The sequence below is a fragment of the Sphingobacterium tabacisoli genome, from assembly GCF_017908035.1.
GTDB lineage: Bacteria > Bacteroidota > Bacteroidia > Sphingobacteriales > Sphingobacteriaceae > Sphingobacterium > Sphingobacterium tabacisoli.
In genome coordinates this window covers 454009-471659 of sequence record NZ_JAEQMU010000002.1, presented here as the reverse complement: position 1 = coordinate 471659, position 17651 = coordinate 454009, and the positions used below count along the sequence as shown (strand labels likewise).

17 protein-coding genes are annotated in these 17651 nt (G+C 39.8%); 4 read left to right on the top strand and 13 right to left on the bottom strand.

Annotated features, from left to right (window positions below; genetic code table 11):
• Positions 1–135: 135 nt before the first annotated feature.
• Both JKG64_RS12980 and JKG64_RS12975 read left to right on the top strand, forming a co-directional pair.
• Entirely contained in the window at positions 136–1560 is a 1425-nt protein-coding gene (locus JKG64_RS12980; RefSeq protein WP_210354737.1) for a tagaturonate reductase, read from the top strand.
• Positions 1557–3191 carry a UxaA family hydrolase gene (locus JKG64_RS12975; protein ID WP_210354736.1) on the top strand — a complete coding sequence of 545 codons (1635 nt, stop codon included), beginning with the start codon at positions 1557–1559 and terminating at the stop codon, positions 3189–3191. Before JKG64_RS12980 ends, JKG64_RS12975 begins: the two co-directional genes overlap by 4 nt.
• 53 nt (positions 3192–3244) lie before the next feature.
• Here the strand turns inward: JKG64_RS12975 and pstB are convergent, their stop codons facing one another.
• The 11 genes from pstB to JKG64_RS12920 form a co-directional block, all read right to left on the bottom strand.
• Positions 3245–3991, bottom strand: coding sequence for a phosphate ABC transporter ATP-binding protein PstB (gene pstB, locus JKG64_RS12970; RefSeq protein WP_021070592.1), 747 nt, complete (start codon positions 3989–3991; stop codon positions 3245–3247).
• A complete protein-coding gene (gene pstA / locus JKG64_RS12965) occupies positions 3981–4838 on the bottom strand; it encodes a phosphate ABC transporter permease PstA (RefSeq protein ID WP_021070593.1) in 858 nt (285 codons plus the stop codon). The genes pstB and pstA overlap by 11 nt, the downstream gene beginning before the upstream one ends.
• A complete protein-coding gene (gene pstC / locus JKG64_RS12960) occupies positions 4828–5718 on the bottom strand; it encodes a phosphate ABC transporter permease subunit PstC (protein WP_021070594.1) in 891 nt (296 codons plus the stop codon). The genes pstA and pstC overlap by 11 nt, the downstream gene beginning before the upstream one ends.
• 36 nt (positions 5719–5754) lie before the next feature.
• Positions 5755–6612, bottom strand: a complete 858-nt coding sequence (locus JKG64_RS12955; RefSeq protein ID WP_210354735.1) for a substrate-binding domain-containing protein — start codon at positions 6610–6612, stop codon at positions 5755–5757.
• 162 nt (positions 6613–6774) lie between these two features.
• Entirely contained in the window at positions 6775–7587 is an 813-nt protein-coding gene (locus JKG64_RS12950; RefSeq protein ID WP_210354734.1) for a siderophore-interacting protein, read from the bottom strand.
• Between the two features lie 4 nt (positions 7588–7591).
• The gene (locus JKG64_RS12945; protein ID WP_246512591.1) at positions 7592–8557 is read right to left on the bottom strand and encodes a siderophore ABC transporter substrate-binding protein; all 966 of its coding nucleotides are present in this window, start codon (positions 8555–8557) and stop codon (positions 7592–7594) included.
• Positions 8554–9336 carry an iron ABC transporter ATP-binding protein gene (locus tag JKG64_RS12940; protein ID WP_210354733.1) on the bottom strand — a complete coding sequence of 261 codons (783 nt, stop codon included), beginning with the start codon at positions 9334–9336 and terminating at the stop codon, positions 8554–8556. The genes JKG64_RS12945 and JKG64_RS12940 overlap by 4 nt, the downstream gene beginning before the upstream one ends.
• Positions 9309–10262: an iron chelate uptake ABC transporter family permease subunit gene (locus JKG64_RS12935; RefSeq protein WP_021070599.1), complete on the bottom strand. Its 954-nt coding sequence runs from the start codon at positions 10260–10262 to the stop codon at positions 9309–9311. The genes JKG64_RS12940 and JKG64_RS12935 overlap by 28 nt, the downstream gene beginning before the upstream one ends.
• Positions 10262–11224, bottom strand: a complete 963-nt coding sequence (locus JKG64_RS12930; protein ID WP_210354732.1) for an ABC transporter permease — start codon at positions 11222–11224, stop codon at positions 10262–10264. The genes JKG64_RS12935 and JKG64_RS12930 overlap by 1 nt, the downstream gene beginning before the upstream one ends.
• Before the next feature lie 121 nt (positions 11225–11345).
• Positions 11346–12392, bottom strand: coding sequence for a YncE family protein (locus tag JKG64_RS12925; protein WP_246512590.1), 1047 nt, complete (start codon positions 12390–12392; stop codon positions 11346–11348).
• A complete protein-coding gene (locus JKG64_RS12920; RefSeq protein ID WP_210354731.1) occupies positions 12379–13548 on the bottom strand; it encodes an alpha/beta hydrolase in 1170 nt (389 codons plus the stop codon). The genes JKG64_RS12925 and JKG64_RS12920 overlap by 14 nt, the downstream gene beginning before the upstream one ends.
• 189 nt (positions 13549–13737) lie before the next feature.
• Between JKG64_RS12920 and JKG64_RS12915 the strand changes: the two genes are divergently transcribed.
• The gene (locus tag JKG64_RS12915) at positions 13738–14124 is read left to right on the top strand and encodes a DUF5856 family protein (RefSeq protein WP_210354730.1); all 387 of its coding nucleotides are present in this window, start codon (positions 13738–13740) and stop codon (positions 14122–14124) included.
• A 47-nt stretch (positions 14125–14171) separates the two neighbouring features.
• Here JKG64_RS12915 and JKG64_RS12910 read toward each other — a convergent pair whose 3' ends face one another.
• Positions 14172–16229, bottom strand: coding sequence for a sensor histidine kinase (locus JKG64_RS12910; RefSeq protein WP_210354729.1), 2058 nt, complete (start codon positions 16227–16229; stop codon positions 14172–14174).
• Between the two features lie 243 nt (positions 16230–16472).
• Between JKG64_RS12910 and JKG64_RS12905 the strand changes: the two genes are divergently transcribed.
• Positions 16473–16928, top strand: coding sequence for a hypothetical protein (locus JKG64_RS12905; RefSeq protein ID WP_210354728.1), 456 nt, complete (start codon positions 16473–16475; stop codon positions 16926–16928).
• Between the two features lie 38 nt (positions 16929–16966).
• Here JKG64_RS12905 and JKG64_RS12900 read toward each other — a convergent pair whose 3' ends face one another.
• Positions 16967–17422, bottom strand: coding sequence for a hypothetical protein (locus JKG64_RS12900; RefSeq protein WP_021070606.1), 456 nt, complete (start codon positions 17420–17422; stop codon positions 16967–16969).
• Positions 17423–17651 lie beyond the last annotated feature (229 nt).

Sequence of the window (17651 nt, the reverse complement as noted above, 5' to 3'; positions counted from 1 at the left end):
TCCTCAGGTTTGCAATCAAATGGCCAAATATAGTTCCGATAACGCTACCGATTAATTTACTTCTTTAACTGTTAAAAAAAGGATAGAATTGCAACAATTACTTTAATATCCAGCGGTAATCAAGTTCATTAAGCCATGCATTTAAACAGAGAAAATCTTCCCAAAATCAGCAATCAAGTAGATCAGGAGCACCTTTCCTCTCCTAAACGACCTACTCGTGTCTTACTATTTGGCACAGGCGTACTGCTACGTGCCCTACCTGCATTTTGTATCGAAGAAGCCAATCGGTCAGGCACATTCAATGGTGGAATTGTAATGATCAAATCGACTCAAACAGGAAGTATAGAACCATTTTTAAAACAAGATGGACTCTACACTCTATGTACTGCTGGTATCCAAAACAATAAAGAAACAACAACGCAACAAATAATTACCTGCTTAAATGACATACTCGATGCCAACTCTTCATGGAATACTATTCTCGAGCATGCCCAAAACAAACAAATAAATATCATCATATCTAACACGACCGAGAAAGGAATTGTGGATGTAGAAGATGACCTCTTTGCTTTTCCACCGAAAAGCTTTCCTGGCAAATTGACAAGCTATCTCTATGCACGTTTTCAGCACTTGGGAGCTACAGACGAATCAAAAGCTATCGTACTCCCCACAGAGCTAATAGATGACAATGCGGTCAAACTAGCACAAATCGTAAGAAAACTAGCTACAGGTCACAGCTTACCAACCGCATTTATCCAATGGTTAGATACCCATGTTTATTTCTGCAATACATTAGTTGACCGTATTGTACCTGGAGCAATTACACTGGAAGAGTCTTCCTACACCGATAAATTAGCTATCGCAGCAGAACCATATTTCCTTTGGGCCATAGAAAGTAAAGATAATTATGTACAACAAGAGCTTTCTTTTATAGGCTCCTCCCCATATACCTTCATCTTACCATCCATAGCATCAGTGCGAGAGATCAAACTAAGGATACTTAATGGCGCACATACTTTGACTGCAGCCGCAGCACTCCTAGCACAACATCGCTTTGTGAAAGACAGCCTTATGGACTCAAACTACGAACGATTCATTAACCAACTTATACATCAAGAAATCAGACCTTCTCTTGAAGCAAAAGGCATACAACATAACGATATAAAGCTTTTTTCGGAAAGTATTATCGATCGGCTAAAAAACCCCTTCATAGAACATCAATGGAACAGTATTGCACAAAACTACCATGCTAAAATAAAAAGCCGGGTACTACCCCTGTTATCCTACTGGTATGCATTTCAAGAGCAAGCTCCTCAATATATAAGCTTCGGATTTGCAGCCTACCTTTTTCTGATGAAAACACACATACATCTGTTAGAAGACAAAAGCCTAGCTGATGAGTTTAAAAATCTAAATTTTGACAAAATAGAAGAATTCTTATCCAATAAAACCATCTGGGGGACAGACCTTATGATTTGGCCGTCTTGGGCTCCCGCGATAAAACAGCATCTCCAACAATTGGAAACAGTATCAATACATCAAATCATGCAACGTTTATGAAAGCACTACAACTACATCCAAAAGACAATGTGATTATTGCATTACAAGAATTAGAAGCAGGAGCATCTATCGCTATAAATGACAAAACATATACCGTAACCGAGAAAATTCCAGCAAAACACAAGTTCCTAGCAGAAGACTTACAAACAGGAGGACTTATATATATGTACGGAGAGGTCGTCGGATCGGTCTCCCAAAGTATGCATTGCGGTCAACTTATCAATACATCTAATACTGTTCATGCCAGTAGTCCGTACAGCTATCAAGGATATCGCCATCAATGGGAAGCACCTGATTTATCCCGTTTCAAAAACAGGACTTTCAAAGGTTATCACCGCACCGATGGCCGAGTTGGAACAGCAAACTATTGGTTGTTTATTCCCACAGTATTCTGTGAAAACAGAAACCTAGATATTCTCAAAGAAGCCATGCTCGAAAATCTAGGCTATAGTATCAGTAATCCTTACAAGGATTACGTAGCGCATCTTGTAGACGCCTACAATAATGGTCAGACATTAAGTGAATTTACCCTAGATAACCCTAGTAGACCTACAGAGAGACGGCTTTTTAAGAATATCGATGGAATCAAATTTCTGAGACACGAAGGTGGCTGTGGAGGAACCCGCGAAGATGCCCAAATACTCGGCAAGCTATTAGCAGCATACATCGATCATCCAAACGTAGCAGGAGCTACCATATTAGGGTTAGGCTGTGAAAACCTACAGCTGCAGCTATTGTTAGACGAACTAAAACAAAGGAATCCTACGCTAGACAAACCCATATTACATTTTGAGCAACAGGCAGTAGGAACAGAAACGATGCTCTTAGAAAAAGCGATGACTGGTACGTTCAATGCGCTCATTGAGGCGAATAAAATAGAGCGTCAGGAGGCACCACTCAGCAAACTCGTCTTAGGCGTCAAGTGTGGTGGATCTGATGGTTTTAGTGGAATATCCGCAAACCCTTCTATCGGGTACACCTCTGATTTATTGGTTGGCTTAGGAGGCTCCGTCCTACTGGCCGAATTTCCCGAACTCTGTGGTGTCGAACAACAGCTGTTAGATAGAATGCGTAATCCAGAACATGCAGATAAGTTTGTCAAACTTATGGAAAGCTATGGACAGGCCGCAGAGAAAATAGGTTCTGGATTCCATATGAATCCTTCCCCTGGAAATATAAAAGATGGCTTGATTACGGATGCGATGAAAAGTAATGGGGCTGCAAAGAAAGGAGGTAACTCCCCGATCGTAGATGTGCTAGATTACACCGAACCCATAACTCATACTGGACTGAACCTCGTGTGTACTCCTGGTAATGATGTCGAAGCTACAACAGGAAAAACGGCATCTGGAGCCACATTAATACTATTTACCACAGGACTAGGAACCCCTACAGGAAACCCTATATGTCCGACGTTGAAAATTGCAACCAATGACCAAGTGGCTACCCGTATGAAAGATATCATAGACTTTAGTACAGGCGGTGTTATCTCAGGTCAAAAATCAATACAGGAAATGGGGGAAGACATCCTTGAACTATGTATCAAGACCGCTAGCGGAGAGATAGTGCCCAAAGCCGTACAACTACAACAGGATGACTTTATACCTTGGAAGAGAGGCATCAGTCTATAATACTTTAATTCTGTTGCTTTTCATACGGAAGCAACAGAATTAAAACAAACAATTTAACCAAAGTTACCATTGATATAATTCAATGTCATCTCGTTCTTAGGTGCATTAAATATCTGACTGGTCTCCCCTTCTTCTTTCACTTCCCCTAGATACATAAAGACGGTCTTATCAGCAATCCGTTGAGCCTGTTGCATATTATGTGTTACGATCACGATAGTATATTTTTCCTTCAGATGAGAAATCAGCTCTTCAATCTTCAATGTACTCACAGGGTCCAGCGCAGAGCAGGGTTCGTCCATTAAGATAACCTCCGGACGCAAAGCTACAGCCCTAGCAATACACAAGCGTTGTTGCTGTCCACCTGAAAGACGTGTAGCAGGCATCTTCAGATCATTCTTCACCTCATCCCATAAAAAGGCTTCCCTCAGTGCTTTTTCAATCACATCCTTACCATGAGGCAAGTTATTAATCTTCAATCCATAAGCGATATTTTCATATATACTCTTGGGAAACGGGTTCGCTTTCTGGAAAACCATACCTATCCGTTTTCTTATCTCTGTAACAGGAATAGCGCGATCATAGAGGTCTAAATTTTCCAATTTAAGTGATCCCGTAATTTTGGCATCAGGAGAAAGATCGTGCATACGGTTAAAACTACGCAATAAAGTACTCTTACCGCAGCCGGATGGACCTATTAATGCTGTGATTTCATGCTCGTTAAAAGAAACGTTAATCTTTTTCAACACCTCTTTTGTTCCGAAACTTATCTCTAGATTTTCTGCAGATAATTTAGTTTTCATTTTTCCTGTATTTGTAACGTATATAGAAAGCTGTCAGATTCAGCAAGAAGACAACAATAATTAATACTAGAGCCGTACCGTAAGCGATAGGACGTACCTCTTCAATGGACTGATGTTGCGTAGAAAGCATATAAAGGTGATAAGGCAAAGCCATGAACTCATTATCAATAGCACCTCCTACTCCGTTGATATAGAACGCCGCTCCCGTAAATAGAATAGGTGCTGTTTCTCCCGCCGCCCTGGACAATGTAAGAACAACACCGGTCAAAATACCGGACATAGCCGATGGCAATACCACATCTTTTATAGTTTCAAACTTAGTAGCTCCTACAGCAAGAGCTGCTTCGCGCGTACTAGCCGGAATACGCATCAAAGCCTCCTCCGTAGTCGTAATAATATAAGGTAAGGAAAGTAGCCCTAAGGTCAAGCCTGCCGATAGCATAGAAGTACCAAACTGTAATGCCTGTACAAATAAAGCTAATCCAAACAAACCGTATATAATAGAAGGAACTCCCGACAAATTACGTATGGCAGCACGTATAATACGCGTCAACCAGTTATCCTCTGCATATTCATTCAAGTAGATAGCACAGCACACACCAAAAGGAATAGAAAACAAAGCGGTAAGCAACGTCAACAATACCGTACCAATTATAGGGGTTAAGATACCACCTTTAGTCATTCCTTCACGCGGCACCTCCGCTATAAACTCCCAAGATAAGGATCCCGCACCTTTAGATACAATCTCCCAAAGAATAATAACCAAAAAGAAACATACTAATCCCGTACTGAGCAACAGCGTACCCCACTCGATGATTGATGTAAAATTAAACTTCCTACGCTGCATGATACTTTCTAAAACGGTTAATAAAAAATTCGCCCACCAAATTCGCTATCAGTGTCATGAAGAACAATACCGTAGCAATGGCGTAAAGTGCAAAATAATGGGTGGTCTGATAAGGTACTTCCCCCATCTCAATAGCGATCGTAGCTGTCATCGTCTTTACTGAATCAAACATTCCCTCAGGTAGTAACGAAGCATTTCCCGTAGCCATCAACACCGTCATTGTCTCGCCTATAGCACGCCCTACTCCTAGCATTACTGCCGCGATAATACCCGGTGCTGCCGCAGGAATAACAACTCGGCATAAGGTCTGCCATTTAGTAGCTCCGACACCATAACTAGCCTCCTTATACGTCTTAGGGACAGCATGAATAGCATCTTCCGCAACCGTAATAATAGTTGGCAAAGCCATTACTGCAAGCAAGATAGCTCCATTGAGTGCGTTCAAGCCATTCGGCAAATTCGCAACATTTGCCAACCCGGGACCGACCAATACAATTCCTAGGAAACCAATTACTACAGAGGGAACCGCAGCCAACATTTCAATCACTGGTTTCAGGATATTCTTCAATTTAGGACTAGCATATTCTGCTATAAATGCTGCAGTACCGATCCCCAATGGTATAGCGATTACCATCGCCCCAAAGGTGACCAATGTAGTACTGAGAATAAGCGGTAGCATACCATACTTTGGAGTCTTTCCTGTCGGGTTCCATTCCAACCCTGTAATAAAATCCAGTGGCTTCACATCCAAAAAGAAAGAGAATGAATTGTACACCAACATGGCTAATATTCCTCCCAATGCCGCCAACACAAGGAGTCCTGTGATTTTAAAAATATATTTGAATGCTACATCCAAAGACAATCGCGTTTTAAACTTCATCTGTGTCTGAATTATTTCTTTATGGAGATATCTCTACTAATCCTTAATATAATAACCATGGTCCTTTATGATCTCTTTACCTTTATCACTTTGCTCAAATTCGATAAAAGGCCGAACCTTTTCCCAGGAGCTAGCGACAACAAACTGGTATAACGGACGTTGAAAAAAGTACAGACTGTTATTGATTGCTTCGATATCGTTGGGAGAATAAGCAACAGCTGTAGGAGTTTCCTTTATCTTAATTAATCGAATACCTTGCTTCGTTTCTGGCTCATCCCCTACATATCCTGCTCCAATGTAACCAACACCAGATTTATCTACCTTTACCCCTTCAATAATCTGTGCATTACCAGTCATTTCCTTTGCAGCCGCCGAAAACTCAATCTTCAGTTTCTTCTTCACAAAAGAATAAGTCCCCGAACTGCTTTGACGCCCATAGATATTAATAGGAAGATTCACAGGTGTCAATTCATTCCAGTTCTTAATGGTACCATCTAGAATTTTAGCAAGAGTTTCTAGATCCAATTCTTCCAAAGGTAAATCCTTGTGGACGATAAAGGCCGTAGCATCTTCAGCGAAAACGACGGTTTTCAGTGCAATATCCTTCTTTTTAAACTGTTCGATTTCCTCTCCAGAAAGAGGCCGTGAGGAATTGGCAATATCAGCCTGCCCATTCAATAACGATGTAATCCCTAAACCGGATCCACCGCCTGATATGGCAATACTAAAACTAGGATCAATCGCGGTGAATTTCTCGGCTAGATTAACAGCTAGGTTAACCTCGGTATCCGAGCCTTTCATCTTTATGGAATGATCTTTGGACGTACAACTGTAAACAACAGTCAGTACCACGAGTCCCAAATAGGTTAAACCAATAGGTCTGATTCTCTTCATTACCACAAAAGTGACACTTTAATATAAAGAGAAGTTTAACCCAATATTAAGTACGTGTTAAGAGGAAGCTTTTTTGTTAAAACTGTGTAAAAAAACCATTAAATACACACAAGTTAACATAGCCCTCCACATTCTATTAAAAAGTTAGAGGGCTATGTAACATTACTTCGTTTTTTCTTCCTGTCGGTCAGCGGCAGACTTGTCTTCTGCCACACCAGCTTTCCAATAGGAGAATGCGTAATAATCGCGATTACTCCATCCCAGGTCTTCTTTAAAATAAGAACGCAATGAACGTACAGAGCTGTATTCGCAAGCGACATAAGCAAATCTAGAACCTTCAGTAGGCAAAACTACCGCTTTCGCCCGTTCTGCAATTGCACTACCTTGCTCAGGATGAGCATTAATCAGCCACTCCACCTCAAACCCTTTATGCTTTACTTCTGGGTGAATATCTGCTTCACTAGGAACCTCCACTATACAATACCCTTTAGCATCGGCAGGGAGGCTTTCCAAAATACAACAGATAACGGGTATTGCAGTTGCATCTCCAATTAGGAAATACCAATCCGCTTCCGTATAATGCTTGGTCTCTCTCACTTTCATTGCTATTCCCAACTGATCAGATTTTACGGCATTTCTCGCCCAAGCCGAAGCTGGCCCATTGTCTCCATGATTGACAAAATCAATGGTCACCTCGTTAGTGTCCGTATCAAATGCACGATGTGTATATGTACGTACCAGTGGTGTTAGATTTTCATCGGGCATTACCCATTCTCCCCGTTCACTATCGAATGTAGCAAATTGAACTTCCTTCGTTCCAGTTGGTGGAATAAAAATCTTATTATTCGCTCCTAAGGTACATTTCCCAAAATCAGTATCCTCATCCGCTTTTAACCGCACGCGGATATAATGTGGCGTAATGTACTCTTTAGCTGTTACCTTAAATATATGTCTTGCGATAACTGTCTTTTCCATACTATTATTGAATTAATTGAACAATATCATCTACCATCAAATTGATAGAGGTTAAGCCTCCACCTGAAATAAACCAAACATTAGGGTCCAGGTAGAACATCTTCTTATTCTTATAGGCATTAGTCATTTTAATCAGCTTATTTTCCACCTCTTCCCGACTAGCTGTCTTCCCCAGTACAGCGGCATTTCGGTCTACAATAAATAGATAGTCCGGATTAGCCTCAGCAATAAGCTCATTAGAAACACGCTGACCATGTACCGATTCATCTTCTAGATCCAAGACAGGCTTTATCCCCAATACATCGTGGATAAAACCAAATCGAGAACCTTTACCGAATGCGCTGAATTTACCGTTGTTATAAATCAAGAACAACGCTTTATTCGGATCATCTTTAAATTTTGCCTGAGCGGTCTCGATCCTATGTTTCAAGGAGTCAAGCTTAATAGTTGCTAATGCCGCTTCTGAAAAAATAGAAGCAATCATCTGAACATTCGCCTCAAAAGAGGATAGGTAATTTTTATTATCTGTTCCGACAAAGACCGTCGGGGCTATTTCGCTCAACTCTTCATAAAAACGTTCCTGTCTTGTCGATATAAAAATCAAATTTGGTTTCAATGCGGAGATGGCCTCAAAATTCGGTTCAATAACGGACCCTACATCAGTGATAGATGGATTATCACGATAATCTGAAAGGTAATCCGGCAAAAATTTCTTCGGGACTCCTGTTGGAACCAAGCCCAACTCTTTCATCGTTTCCAATGCACCGATATCCAATACCACGACCCGTTCTGGCTTCACAGCTACTGCGATATCGCCATATTTATGATGTACTGTGATTAAGCTATCTGCCCCCCCCTCCGATTTCTCGTTGCTTGAATTGGATTGACAGGCAATCGCACTTAAAAACAACAAACCACACATTGTTATCTTACCTAGGTTTCCTACCATCATACGTATACTCATCTTCATAGATTAAAATAATTACAAATCTTTTTATCATTTCTCTCAATAATATCAAACTCTATATCAAATATATCTTTGAGGACTACTGGATCGATAACTTTGGCCGTTTCATCATCATAACAGATATTCCCATCTTTCAGCGCCACAATCCGATCCGAATACTGAGCCGCAAAGTTGATCTCATGAATCACAATGACCACCGTCTTCCCCAGTTCATCCACCAAACGACGCAATGTCTTCATAACATGTACTGCGTGTTTCATATCTAGATTATTAAGAGGCTCATCCAACAATATAAAATCGGTATCTTGAGCAATAATCATCGAAATGAAAGCACGTTGTCGCTGTCCTCCGCTCAATTCATCGATATACGTATTCTGCAAATTCATTAAATCAGAAAACGCAATGGCTTCATCGATTTTTTGCTCATCAAAAGCACTTAATTTCCCCTTACTATAAGGGAATCGACCAAAAGACACCAGATCTCGCACGGTCAATTTCAAGTCCAGATGATTGGACTGCTTTAGTATAGAAAGTTTCTTCGCAAGGTCTGTTCCTTTATAAGTGGACAATTCCTTGTCCAGAAAACTAACCGTCCCACCATCCTGCTTTATCAATCGACTGATAATAGACAACAATGTACTTTTACCCGCTCCGTTGGGTCCAATTAACGAAGTAATTTTCCTATTGGCAATACTCCCCGAGACATCTTTCAACACCTCTTTTTTGCCATAATATTTAGCTATTGTTTCAAACTCTAACTTATTCTTTTCCGTGTTATCCATAATAAATACATAAAATATACCCCACCCATAAAATTTATAATAATACTGACTGTCGTAGAAAACTGTAGAACATGCTCTACTAAAAATTGACCAAGAATCAGTGTAAGACAAGCCACCAAACTAGATATCACCAACATGCAACGATGTTTACGTGTCCTGAATAACTCATAAGTCAAATTGGTAACCAAAATCCCTAAAAACGTAATCGGACCGACCAAAGCTGTAGAAACAGATACCAAAAGAGAAATGACAAATAGAAAACGCCTAACCATCTTATCATAGTCTACCCCCAAACTTATTGCCTGATCCCGTCCCAATGCCATTACATCAAGGTATCTTGCATTCCATCCGGTATAGATCAAAGCCACAAGCATCGTTATCCCTGCTACACTTAAGAGTTTGGTATTCATCTTAGCAAATGACACAAACATAAAGTTCTGTACAATAGAAAATTCGTTTGGGTCGATCAGCACATGCAAAAACTGGCTTAAGGTCATAAACAACGTTCCCAGAACCATTCCCGTAAGCAGTAGATAATACATGCTTCTCCGGTTCTTACCAAATAGCAGAAAATACAGCAACAGGGAAAAACCTAACATAAAAAGAATAGCATAAAAAAAGTTCTCCTGTTGGCTGATTACTTTGAACGCCTTGTCACCGTACAAAAAAACGATCAATGTCTGAAAAAGAATAAAAACGGCTTCATACCCCATAATTGAAGGGGTTAAAATTCTATTTGCGGTAATAGTCTGAAAAATAATCGACGAACAAGCCACACTAATGCCAACCACAAGCATGCTCAACAAACGAATAGAGCGTTTTTCAATCGAATAACTATTCGTCAGCTCTACACCATAAAGTATAAAAGATCCTCCGACCAGGAGCAACAACGCCACTATTATCAAAAACTTAAACTTTGCTCCCACTATTTCCGCTTTAAAATCAAAACCAAGAACACAACACTGCCGATAACACCAACAATCATCCCTATAGGTACCTCATAAGGATAAACGATAAGCCTGCCCATTAAATCACAAATCAATAAAAAAACAGCACCCACATACGCAATTAAGGGAAGTGTCCTCCGAAAATTATCCCCAACAATCATACTCACCACATTCGGAACAATGAGCCCCAAAAAAGGAATTGCCCCAACTGTAACGACCGACGAACTAACCACCATGGATACGACAAATAAGCCCAGATAAACGATCGCCTCATACGATAGGCCTAGACTCTTGGCAAAACTCTCGCCCATCCCCGCAATAGTTATCTTATCTGCATACAAATAGATAATCGCTACTGCCGGTAAGACTAAAAATACAGCTTCATATTGCCCCTGCATAACCGATGAAAAATCACCTAAAAGCCATTCCTGTGTATTCTGGACAATTCCGTGTTTGTATGCAAAAAAGGTTGATACAGCGCTCAAAATACTACCAAACATCAACCCTATCAATGGAATAAAAACAGTACTTCTCAATTTAACTTTATGTACAAAAAATATAAAGAGAAAAGAGGTCAAAAAGGTGAATCCTAATGCAAATAACATCCGTACAAACAACGAAGAGTTAGGTATAAAAATCAAGGCAGTCAATATACCCATCTTTGCAGCCTCCAACGCTCCCGAAGTCGTGGGAGAAACAAATCTATTCTGGGATAGTTGCTGTAGGACAAATCCCGCAATGCTGACACCCGAGCCAACAAGGATCAGCGCTAAGGTCCGCGGGATACGGCTAACCACAAAAAAAACCAATTTATCCCCGTCTCCAAACAAATCCCAAAAACGTACATCCTTGACCCCTGTAAAAAGAGAAAACCATATCAATACAAGCAATATGATTAGCGCACAGGCCCAGGCAACAAAACTATTCTTTAAAAAACTCAAATCTTTCAATTATATGTCTATAGTACATTATATTCTACAGCTCACACTACATAAAACAGACAAGCCGCAGGGAACTTTGACACCTATCAAAGCTTCCTGCGGCATTATAGCAGACCTATTATTAATTTAACCTCGTAATAGTATCTCCATTGGTATCAACCACTATAGGCTGACCTTCTACAGGCTTACCACCCTTGGCTTTATTGATCACGAAAGCTGCTCCCGATACAGGATCCACTTTCACATGATTAGGGTGAGACCCCGTTTCAAAATCACCCAATACAGCTAATGTTTTCGCATCAATGACTGTTGTAGTTCCCGTTTGACGGTTTGCAGAATAGATACGTTGTTTAACCGCATCATAAGCGATACCAATAGCACCCGCTCCTGTCGGAATACTCTGTAGTAGAGTTCCCTGTCCGTCTAAAACAGTTACAGTACCAGATTTCTGATTCGCAACAAATAGCCTTTCGCCATCTGTTGTAATATTTACTGGACCTTCTCCGCCTGAAGCAAACTTAGCTTCGACTTGTTTACTTTTTGTATCCACTACATAAATAGCATTCTCTCCGATGACAGTTAAGAAAATTTTATCTGTACCGTTTAAGAAACTCATACCAGTAGCTGTCTTTCCAAGATTCTCTATAGAGTGAAGGTATTTATTGGTCTTACCATCTATAACCCATATACTGCTTGGGTCCCCCACATCAGACACATAGATCAGATTATTAACCTCATCAACCAATACCTCTCGGGTATGTGATTTATCCGCTCCATTGACTATCGTTGCCAATACTTTCCCAGTCTTCAAATCGACCGCACTGACCGAATTTGTTCGCGTATTAGTAGTATAGGCTGTCTGGGTTTTATTATTAATGCCAATTCCAAATGGAGGATTATCTTTGAGACTGATACTATCTACGATAGCAAGACTGCTCGGATTTATTTTATAGATAGCTCCGCCTGGTGCGGTTCTAGAACCAGCTCCTGTAACGTAGATATGTCCATCTTTTTTGCTGATTACAGCTTCATAGACACCTGTACCGGCACGTGAAGATTTCTCCACCTCCTGAGCCGAAGAAGTCATACTACCCAGCAATAAACCAGAGACCAACAATAAAGTCTTCGACGGATAGCCATTCAATTGTTTTAGTTTACTTACATTCATATTGTATGTTTTTATGCTTGAAAGAATTTATTTTATTTTCCCAATGGGTATAGAATCTCCGAAACGCACTTTGCCAATATATTGCGCCATGTTTTCCCTCAGAATTTATAGCCAGACTTAATTTCCCCTTATAATGTTGTTCCAACCAGATGTGATAACGTGCTAGATCCTCGCCCATATTAACCTCATTCGCTCCTACACGTCGTTTTATTTCTCTACCACCAACGTAGAAGTACAGTTCTTGCCCCCTATACTTATCCTCTCCACTAAACAACTCCTTACTGGCATAAGCATAAAGATTCTCCTCATCCATCCATATAGATGGTGAAAAAGCACCTATGACGCCAAAGACTTGCGGATACTTCAGACCAGCATAGATAGAAACAAGTCCCCCTAAGGAACTCCCTACCAAAGCCGTGTTTAAAGGGTCCATAAGTGTTCTATACTGCCGATCCACATAAGGCTTGAGGCGATGGACGAGGTCATCAAGATACCACCATCCCTTAGCAGTCGATAGCTCCTCCCCCGCATGCACCATATACTCCTCCTTCCTCACTTCATAATCTTGATCGTGAGCTACTGCTACAACAATAGAAGGCGTAATAGCACCGTCTATTGTTTCGTCTACCATCCACTCTATAGGTCCAGCCCTTCCTGTTGATGTCGCCTCATCAAATAGATGCTGTCCGTCGTGCATATAAATCACTGGATAGTGCCTATCATCCTTTAAATAGTTTTGAGGAAGATATATCCAGACTTTCTTATAAACGTTCAATTTCGGAAAGTAAAAATCTTCAGCCAATACATGTACCTGTTTACTCGCCGTAGACTTTGGGAAGAGATCCCGCCAACTTTCAATCGTCAAAAACACCTCCGAATCAGCGCTAACAGTTGTCATATGAGCTCCTTCTAATCTTCCTCCTCCCGAAGTAGAAAGACTTTCCCAACTGCCTCGACTCATTTTCAACTCCAAGTCTCCTTCTTTTACTTCAGGGAGTACAACAGTTATAGATTTACCCTTCTCAGGTATCTCACCGACATAAAGATGATCAGGGGACCAATTATTAAAAGTTCCGACCAGATACAATGCCTCACCGATAAAGCTGGAGCAATTATTATCAATATGGACATATATTTTATGCATCTTCTTAGACATAGCGCCGCTAATTTAGATAAGTTCTAAATAAAATGCAAGATATATTTAAAATGATTCTAAATAACTAGGTTTTTTATCAAAAAAAACAGACATAATAGAAAGATAGTTCTCCTTTAAAAAACAAAAAATAGTTTTGCCTGTTCTCCGTACACAATCTTTTAGTTCAATTAAGTATAAAACACGTAAAAAATGGCAAGTACAAAATCAAACAACAAAGAAGTAGCTAATTTCCTAGCAGAACTAGTTGCATTCCGCAATTCGCTAAAATTAATCCATTGGTCGATTACCGGCAAAGGGAGCTATGAAACACATATATCCCTAGACCAGGCTATTGATTCTCTTATAGATATTACAGATAGATTGGTGGAAACCACATTTGCTTTAAAGGGAACACTGGATATAATCATACCAGAAACCAAGCGTCCAACAGATCATATCAAGCACATCGAGCAATATTATGCACATATCGAGAGCACGAGAGAATCTCTGTTTCCAGAAACCTTCTCCCAATCCATAATAGATGATGCTCAAGAAACCATTCAGCAGTTGTTATTCCGTCTAAAACGGTTGGAATAAAAAAAAGGGAGCTTCACAAAACCACCGAAGCTCCCTTTTTTTCTATTTTAGTTTACATCTCCCACATCATACGATATTTTGTCTATTACGCGGTGCACAGGCAGTGAAAACCAGAATTCAGCACCTTTGCCGTAGGTACTTCTAAGGCCAATTTGTCCACCATGCTGTTTGACGATTTCTGCAGATATATATAAGCCAATCCCAAAACCCTGAATCCGTTCCCCTCCTTTTTGATTCACTCGATAAAACTTATCAAATATATAAGGTTGGTCCTTAATAGGTATACCTAACCCCTGATCCGTTACAGTAATACCACACTGTGCTCCTTCAATAAATGTGGTCACATACACCGAACTCTCCACAGGAGTATACTTGATCGCATTATTGATAAAATTAAGAATTACTCCCTCCACTTTGTGCATATCGGCATTCACCAGAAAACAGCTGGAGGTATTAAAATAAAGCTTATTATTAGGTTGAATAACCTCATACATCGCCTTAATCTTTTCCATTAGATCACAAAAATTAAATACAGATTTATCCAGTTCCAATTGTCCGTTCTGAAGTTTGGAGACATTCAAAAAGCCCTCAATAAGATTTTTCATACGCCCTCCCTGATCCAACGCCTGGCCCAGCATCTCAATTTTCTTTGATTCCTCAAATTGATGGTATCGTTTCGACAAGAGCTGTAAAAATGTTAAAATAGTTGTCAACGGAGTTTTAAGTTCATGACTAGCAATACTAATAAAGTCCAGCTTACGTTGCATCTCTTCTTTCGCCTGTGTCAAATCAATCAGAATCCCCTGTATATAGGTCTGTTTTGCATCAAGATACTGTATAGCCACAAGCCGTATCCATATACCAGCCTTAGTTTCCACATTTTCAATCTCACACAGCATATCCATAGGTACATTATTCGAAACCAGTTGAAAAAATGCTTCATGCAACGGTTTACGGTATTTATCCGAAAAGCAGGACAGAAATTGTTTAAAACCTAAAGAAGATCCCAATTCAAATCCAAATTGCTTTTGGGCATGTTCATTGAACCAAATCTCATCCATGTTTTTAGAAATGCTGAATGTACCTATTCCCGCCGCATCAATCACCATACGAAGTTCTTTTTCCTTCTGAGCAATTATATGATGATAGGTTGTAATTTGCTCCTGTTGGAGCATACTATCCGTCACATCCCGAGATACACCTATCAGCCACAAAGGAATTCCATTTTGATCAAAGAACACTTTCCCCTTACTGTTGATCCACCGCATAGGGCTAGCTTTCACCTTATTCACACGAAATAAAATCTCATATTCCCCTCCGTTGCCCGGACGTTTTGCATTTTCAATAATATCTGCAATAGACTTTCGATCATTTGGGACTACAGCCTCCATAGCGACAGACACATCCAAACTTTCTACACCTTCAAAGCCAAGAAGCGATTGTGTAATCTCATCCCAATGCAACCTATTGCTATCAAAATATAAAGTCCAAGTGCCAAAATTAGCCGCCTTTAACGCCATATCCAGCTGCTCTTCACGCACGATTATTCTCGACAAAATGGATTTAGCCATTTCTTTCAGTTGAACTTCATCCTCATAGTTAGCAAACAAAGACCTAATAGTCTCAATATTAGCTTGAGTCAGTCGAGCTACATCTGTCGTGGTATCGAAAAGATCTTCTAAAACCCGCTTCTCGATCTCCCCATTGCCCTTCCCTTCCCTTTTCACCGCGGCACTTATCGTACCACAGTGCAACAATGCATAAGTATTACCTGCTGTATCCAAGAATGGCCTTAATTCCATATCAAAATAGCAGGTTTCCACTTTCCCACCTAGATAAACCTCCATAGGCATATCACTGCCAATAAAAGGCAATCCTGTTCTCCAGACCTCCTTGGCCTTCCGAACAAACGACGCACTGATAACAACCTCGTTTTCAACGTATAAACCCCGTCCTACAGAAGACTCCTTCCTTCCCCAATAAGACAACATCTTTTTATTAACAAATCGAACTCGTAGATCATCATTGTCGTAGACAGCAACAGCTTCAGAAGAGGAATAGCTCAAAATATCAAGAAGTACGGCATCGGATAATATCATTCCCATAAAAAGATTGGTTTAAAAGCATACACACATCTATCCTTATGCGACACAATGTCTGCACAACAATATACACGAAATTTTTTATTTTTGCAGTAACAACTTTTTCGCAAACCTTATAAAAAGTAAATTCATTTTATTTTTATATACCTTTAAGCATGCTTACCTCGTTATTAATGACGAGTAACTATCAAAAAAATAATCATGCAATATCCCGCTTTATCAAAAATAGCTTACATACTGTCATGTATGTTATTTTTAGCTTGTAACAATCCTAATCAAAACACTTCAGACCGAAAATCAGAACAAAAAAATGAGTCCTATTCAAATACGGATAGCCTCCCTGTCGATGATTCCCCCATATGGAGCTATGATTACAATGCTGATACTTTAATTCGACTTGACTCCAATCGCAGTAATACCCTTACCGCAACAGAAGCTATAAACATAATCAATAAAACATACCAAGGAAAAGTCACTTTAACTCTTGTAAGACAAGGAGCAGATACGATAAAAGTGAAAATAGAACACTCCGAAGTACTGACCCAGCAAATGGGATCCACAGGAGCTCAGGCCTATATCGCCTTAGCTACATTCACCCTGACGGAACAAACAGGAGTAAACTACGTAACTTTTGATTTTAAGGAGGGAGATCATGCCAGTCCGGGGACATACAGCAGGCATTCTTTTAGCAATCATCGCTAGATACCTTTCACAAGGTATAGAATAAAACAATTCTCAATTTAGAGTGAATCATAGTACTGCTTGAGTTCTATAATCAGTTCGTCGTAGAGTTTATCATCCGCTTTAAGCATCCCTTCATCCCTATAATAATAACTCCAATTGTCATTTGCTCTACCTGTTGATTGCAAAACTTCCCTATTAATCTGTAACCTGATTTTACTATTCTTTTCGTCGTTGACTTGAACAAAAAAATTGACGGTATAGCGCCGGTCCAGCTTTGTCCAAGCTTTCGGTTTCAAAATAAATCGTATCTGTACAAACCTTTGTCGACTATCTATAGATTGAATAAAATAATCCTTTTCCAATAAAAAAGATTGTAGATGCTCAAACGTTTTGTCGACATCCATATCAGATACCACCAAATAAGGAAGCTTAGGGCGCGCAACGGCACCACTCACAAACAAAGTCAGTAAAACACCCAGTAAAATTTTTGAAAACAAAAAGCCAATCCGCATAATTAACAGTTTTTAAAAAAAACAATTCCTCCTTACTCGCCCTATTAGATCCCAACAGTAATACACTTTTACTTCTATTATTTCCTAAAATACCTAAACCATCAAAGACATACAAATTTTCTCCCCCCACCTCTTAGAATAGAAATATTCTAAATAACAATTCCTTTATTTACATTTAATCTAAATAAAGACTTATATTTGCACTGTTTTCAATTTATTACTAGAAAAG